The 5687-nt window shown below is 36.8% G+C and carries 4 protein-coding genes and 1 pseudogene; all 5 read right to left on the bottom strand.

Annotated features, from left to right (window positions below; translation table 11 throughout):
* Positions 1–105 precede the first annotated feature (105 nt).
* Entirely contained in the window at positions 106–1866 is a 1761-nt protein-coding gene (gene pyk, locus ACPYKA_RS18165) for a pyruvate kinase (RefSeq protein WP_479543617.1), read from the bottom strand.
* A 24-nt stretch (positions 1867–1890) separates the two neighbouring features.
* Positions 1891–2850 carry a 6-phosphofructokinase gene (gene pfkA, locus ACPYKA_RS18160; protein ID WP_479543616.1) on the bottom strand — a complete coding sequence of 320 codons (960 nt, stop codon included), beginning with the start codon at positions 2848–2850 and terminating at the stop codon, positions 1891–1893.
* A 216-nt stretch (positions 2851–3066) separates the two neighbouring features.
* Positions 3067–4023, bottom strand: coding sequence for an acetyl-CoA carboxylase carboxyl transferase subunit alpha (gene accA, locus ACPYKA_RS18155; RefSeq protein ID WP_479543615.1), 957 nt, complete (start codon positions 4021–4023; stop codon positions 3067–3069).
* Positions 4020–4931 (bottom strand): acetyl-CoA carboxylase, carboxyltransferase subunit beta, encoded by a 912-nt coding sequence (accD, locus tag ACPYKA_RS18150; protein WP_479543614.1) that lies wholly within the window; start codon positions 4929–4931, stop codon positions 4020–4022. The genes accA and accD overlap by 4 nt, the downstream gene beginning before the upstream one ends.
* 297 nt (positions 4932–5228) lie before the next feature.
* Positions 5229–5687 (bottom strand): annotated as a pseudogene (gene ystJ / locus ACPYKA_RS18145) (NADP-dependent malic enzyme); the annotation flags it as partial.

Genomic DNA, 5687 nt, shown 5'->3' with positions numbered 1-5687 from the left:
AAATAAAAATGCCAATTTCTATTGCTGGTAGAAGGATAAAGATGAGAATGAACCAATACATAGGTATCGACCTTTCAATTTAAATTCCTTTTAACTATATTTACATTATAACACACTCGCATGTCCTTGGTGGATATTCCCAGTACCTCCATCAATTGTAATATCTTCACCATCTTTAATAATATTTAATGCATTTTCTACTCCTACGATAACTGGAATTCCTAAGCTAAGCCCTACTACAGCTGCATGTGAAGTTAATCCACCTTCTTCTGTAATTAATCCACCAGCTCTTTTAATCGCTGGCATCATATCCTTATCCGTTGCAGAAGTAACAAGTATATCACCTTTATTTAATCTTTCATTTGCTTCTTGAACATCATTTGTAACGACTGTTTGACCATAAACATAGTTGCGTCCGATTCCTTGACCTGTTGCAATTACATTTCCGATTACATGAACCTTCATTAAGTTGGTTGTTCCACTCACTCCAACCGGTACGCCGGCAGTAATGATAACTTTACAACCTCTTGTAAATAACCCAGTTTCTAACCCTTTATTTACGGCTGTATCCAATAATTCATCCGTATCATTGATCTCTTCACTTAAAACAGGGTATACCCCCCAGACTAAAGTGAGTTGACGAAAGACATTTTTAAAAAAAGTAACAGCAATAATTGGTGCTTTGGGACGATATTTTGCAACCATTCGTGCAGAATGTCCACTTTGGGTTGGAGTGATAATGGCACTGACGCCTAAATTTTTTGCGGTATGCGTTACAGATTGACTAATCGCATCCGTAATTGTCATAGAACTAGATTTGATTCGATGTTTCAATACCATTTCATGATCAAGTGCTGATTCTGTTTTAAGAGCAATTACATTCATCATTTTAACTGATTCAACCGGAAAATCTCCTGCAGCTGTTTCACCAGATAACATAATTGCATCTGTACCATCAAGTATTGCATTTGCTACATCGGACGCTTCCGCTCTTGTTGGGCGCGGATCCCACTGCATTGAATCAAGCATTTGTGTTGCAGTTATAACAGGTTTTCCCGCTAAATTACATTTATGAATTAAATCTTTTTGGACAAGCGGTACTTCTTCAGGTGGTATTTCCACACCCAAATCTCCACGAGCGACCATGATACCGTAACTTGCTTCCAAAATTTTATCAAAGTCATTGACGCCTTCACGGTTTTCAATCTTTGAAATGATCTGTATGTAACCTGCATCGTATTCTTCTAGCAACTGTTTCATGGAAATAACATCATTATGGTCTCTCACAAAAGATGCTGCAATAAAATCAACCTGTTGTTCAACTCCAAATTTTATATCCGCTTTATCTTTTTCTGTTAACGATGGTAAATTGACACGAACGTTTGGAACATTTACCCCTTTTTTGTTTTTAATCTTTCCACTATTAATAACCTTTGTTTGAATTTCTTCTCTTTCATGATCAATGGAAATCACTTCTAACTCAATTAATCCATCGTCTAATGAAATAATTGTACCTACTTTTACATCATTAATTAGACCTTTATATGTCACAGAAAAACGTTCAGCCGTTCCTTCTATGTCTTTCATCGTTATGTATACGGTACTTCCCCGCTCAAGAACTGCTTCGCCACCTTGAAAAGTTTTTGTTCGTATTTCTGGACCTTGCGTATCCAATAATATTGATATTGTCTTCCCAGTTTCTTTCGCAGCTTGTCTAATATTTTTAATCCGTTGTTCGTGTTCATTATAGTCCCCATGGGAAAAGTTTAATCTTGCGACATCCATCCCATTTTCAATTAGCTTTTTCAATGTTTCGGGTGATTCCGAAGCAGGACCAATAGTACATACAATTTTTGTTTTCCTCATTTAAAATTCTCCTTATTTTACTTTTTATATCGATAGTTCTTGTGATAATTGATATACATCTTTTTTAAGTTGATGTTTTTTAGCTAATACTTCGTCGATATCCTGTGCAACCAATTGGTTATTTTGCAAACCAACAATCTTCCCAGCTTCCCCATTAATTATTAAGTCTACCGCTTTTGCACCTAATCTGCTTGCTAGAACTCGATCTTGTGCTGTTGGAGATCCTCCTCGTTGAATATGTCCAAGCACAGTAACACGTGTTTCATATGACGTTGCTTCTTCAATTTTCTTTCCGTATTGAAAACCTTCCCCGACCCCTTCGGCGAGAATGATGATACTATGTTTCTTTCCTCGTTCAAGCCCTCTTTTTAACCGATGAACAACTGACTCAAAATCATCTTTTCGCTCCGGAATAATAATACTCTCCGCACCTGCTGCAAGTCCTGCATACATGGCAAGGTCTCCTGCGTTTCGTCCCATTACTTCGATCACAAATGTTCGCTCATGAGAAGTTGCCGTATCCCGGATCTTATCAATCGCTTCAATTACTGTGTTTAGAGCTGTATCAAATCCAATCGTACTATCAATACCAGCAATATCGTTATCAATTGTAGCTGGAACACCAATACATGGTAACCCTAAGTCAGATAAACTTTTAGCTCCTCGTAAACTTCCGTCGCCACCAATAACAACTAATCCGTTAATATCATGTTTTTTTAATTCTTCAATAGCTTTCTTTTGACCATCTATTGTTTTAAATTCATCGCATCTGGCGGAATATAAACTAGTACCACCTCGGTGGATGATATCACCAACTGAACCTAGTTCCATCTTCTTAATATTTCCATTCATTAATCCTTGATACCCATAAAACACTCCATAGATCTCCATTCCGTGAAAAATAGCCTTTCTAACTACTGCTCGTATAGCCGCATTCATTCCTGGAGCATCTCCGCCACTTGTAAGTACACCAATTCTTTTCATACAATCACCTCTTATAAACCAAAAATTAATATGTATTATTTTTGGGGGAAAAATGACTTTAAGATATACTGTTTTGTTTTTTTGCCGGATTATTCATCTTATTTCTGTCTCTTCCCCTCAAATCTAGTATGTTATTAGCTCAATCGTACCATACTATTCCAATAAAATAAGTAAGAGGTTGACGAATGTCAACCTCAGTTAAAATCGAACCAGTTATTAAGCTCCATGGTAAATACCTATATTTTTATATTTTTCCCATCTGTCTTCTAATAGCTGTTCTTTAGATAATTTAGATAATATATCAATTGATTCCTTTAATACCGTATCAATATTTTTTGCTTGCAGTTCCACATCGCGATGAGCACCACCCTTAGGCTCAGGAATAATTTCATCAATGATTCCGAATTCCTTTAAATCATAAGAAGTGATACGCATTGATTCTGCCGCCTTTTGAGATAGAGTTGCATCTTTCCATAGGATTGATGCTGCGCCTTCCGGTGAAATAACCGAATAAGTAGAGTTTTCTAACATATGGATATGGTTGCCCACGCCAAGTGCTAGAGCTCCCCCACTTCCTCCTTCTCCTATAACGATACAAACAATTGGTACAGTGAGTCCGGCCATTTCTTTTAAATTATAAGCTATTGCCTCACTTTGACCACGTTCTTCCGCAGCTTTACCTGGTTCTGCACCTTTTGTATCAATAAAAGTAATAATTGGTCGGTTAAATTTTTCGGCAAGCTTCATATGTCTAATAGCTTTTCTGTATCCTTCAGGGTGTGGCATACCGAAATTTCGTCTAATATTTTCTTTCGTTTTCTTTCCCCGCTGATGGCCAATAATCGTTATTGGATTATCATGATAGAAAGCTACACCTGCAACGATTGCTTCATCATCTCCATAATAACGATCCCCGTGGAATTCAATAAAGTCAGTAAATAAATATTGAATATAATCTAACGTAGTTGGGCGCATCTGATGTCTCGCAATTTGAACACGGTTCCACGGTTTTAAATTGGAATAGATATCATCTTCCAGAATAGCTAGTCTTTTTTCTAATGTTTCTATTTCCTCTGTTAAATCAATCTCACTATCTTTTGAGATTTTTTTTAGCTCTTCTATTTTTCCCCTTAAATTTACGACCGGCTTTTCAAATTCTAGCACCTGATTCATACGGATTGTCCTCCTTTTATCGACACAAATGTCTGATTTGAGGATGTTGTTGAATTTGCATTTTCCGGAGCATGAATTTTTAATAAGGTCGTAAGTAAATCTTTCATTTCGTGACGATGAACAATTTGATCGAGCTGACCATGTTTAAATAAAAATTCGGCAGTTTGAAAATCATTTGGCAGTTTTTCTCGTGTAGTTTGTTCAATTACACGCCTACCAGCAAAACCAATTAATGCTCCCGGCTCGGCAAAATTATAGTCCCCTAAGGATGCAAAACTAGCAGTAACGCCACCTGTTGTTGGATGGGTCATGACAGAGACCATTAATCCTCCAGCCTCAGAAAAACGTTTAATCGCAACAGAAGTTTTCGCCATTTGCATAAGACTAAGGACACCTTCTTGCATCCGTGCTCCACCTGAAGCGGTAAAAATAATATATGGCAAGTTTAATTCTCTCGCATTTTCAATTGCCCGGGCAATTTTTTCTCCGACAACGGATCCCATACTTCCCATTCTAAACCCAGCATCCATTACACTAAAGGCAGTTGGCTGTCCACCAATCAATCCTTTACCAGTAACTACTGCTTCATTTAGACCGGTTTTCTTGCGATCTTTTTCGATTTTCTCAATATACTCAGGGAAATTAAGCGGGTTTTCTGATTTAAGGTGTTTATCCCATTCTACAAACGTTCCTTCATCAAATAAACTATTAATTCTTTCCCATGCATTTTGTTGATGGTGAAAGTCACAGTTTGGACAGACGTTTAAATTCTTTTCTACTTCTTTACGATAATAAATCTGGGAACAATTTTCACATTTCGTCATTAATCCCGCAGGTACGTCCTGCTTCGCCTTTTCGTCAGGAATAGTCGTATTATTTTTATTCCTAGTGAAAATCCTTTTCAGCAAGCCTACCCCTCCTTTAAAATTTACTTCCTACAAGTGAATATAATGTAACATATGAATAAATAATATAAATATAATCATCTTCTATAAATTCAGGTTGATACCAATCTATAATGTTACATTATGGTCACAAGTCTTACTATACTGTAATCGAAAAGACATTTCTACTATTTTTAATAAAAAATCTTCAGTAATGTGTTTTTCTTGGCAGATAAAAAAGTATAAAACTTTCTTGACTCGCATAAGTGCAACTACGACTTTCGCTTGGCGATAAGCTAAGTTTTCTAACATGCGCTGCATTTAATTATTTTTAATTGGATCAGCTTCTAAAAGACTTAGTTTTCTCGTTTTTTCGGCGATTTCCTCTGGATCAACTTCCCTACGAGCCACCCCAGTTTCCATCGCTGCTTTCGCAACACTTTTAGCAACTGCAGGTGCAACTCTTGAATCAAACGGTGCCGGAATAACGTAATCTTCATGTAATTCATCGTCTGTAATAAGTGAAGCAATTGCTTCAACTGCTGCCATTTTCATTTTTTCATTTATTCGTGTTGCCCATACATCCAAAGCTCCTCTAAAAATTCCTGGAAAAGCTAATACATTATTTACTTGGTTAGGAAAATCCGATCTTCCTGTTCCGATAATCTTAGCTCCTGCTTCTTTTGCATCATCTGGTAAAATCTCAGGATCCGGATTTGCCATTGCAAAAATAATAGGATCTGTATTCATTTTCTTAACCATTTCTTTCGTAAGTGCGCC

This window comes from Pseudogracilibacillus amylolyticus (SeqCode) (genome assembly GCF_051918545.1).
GTDB lineage: Bacteria > Bacillota > Bacilli > Bacillales > Amphibacillaceae > Pseudogracilibacillus.
This window is presented reverse-complemented; position numbering and strand designations above follow the sequence as displayed.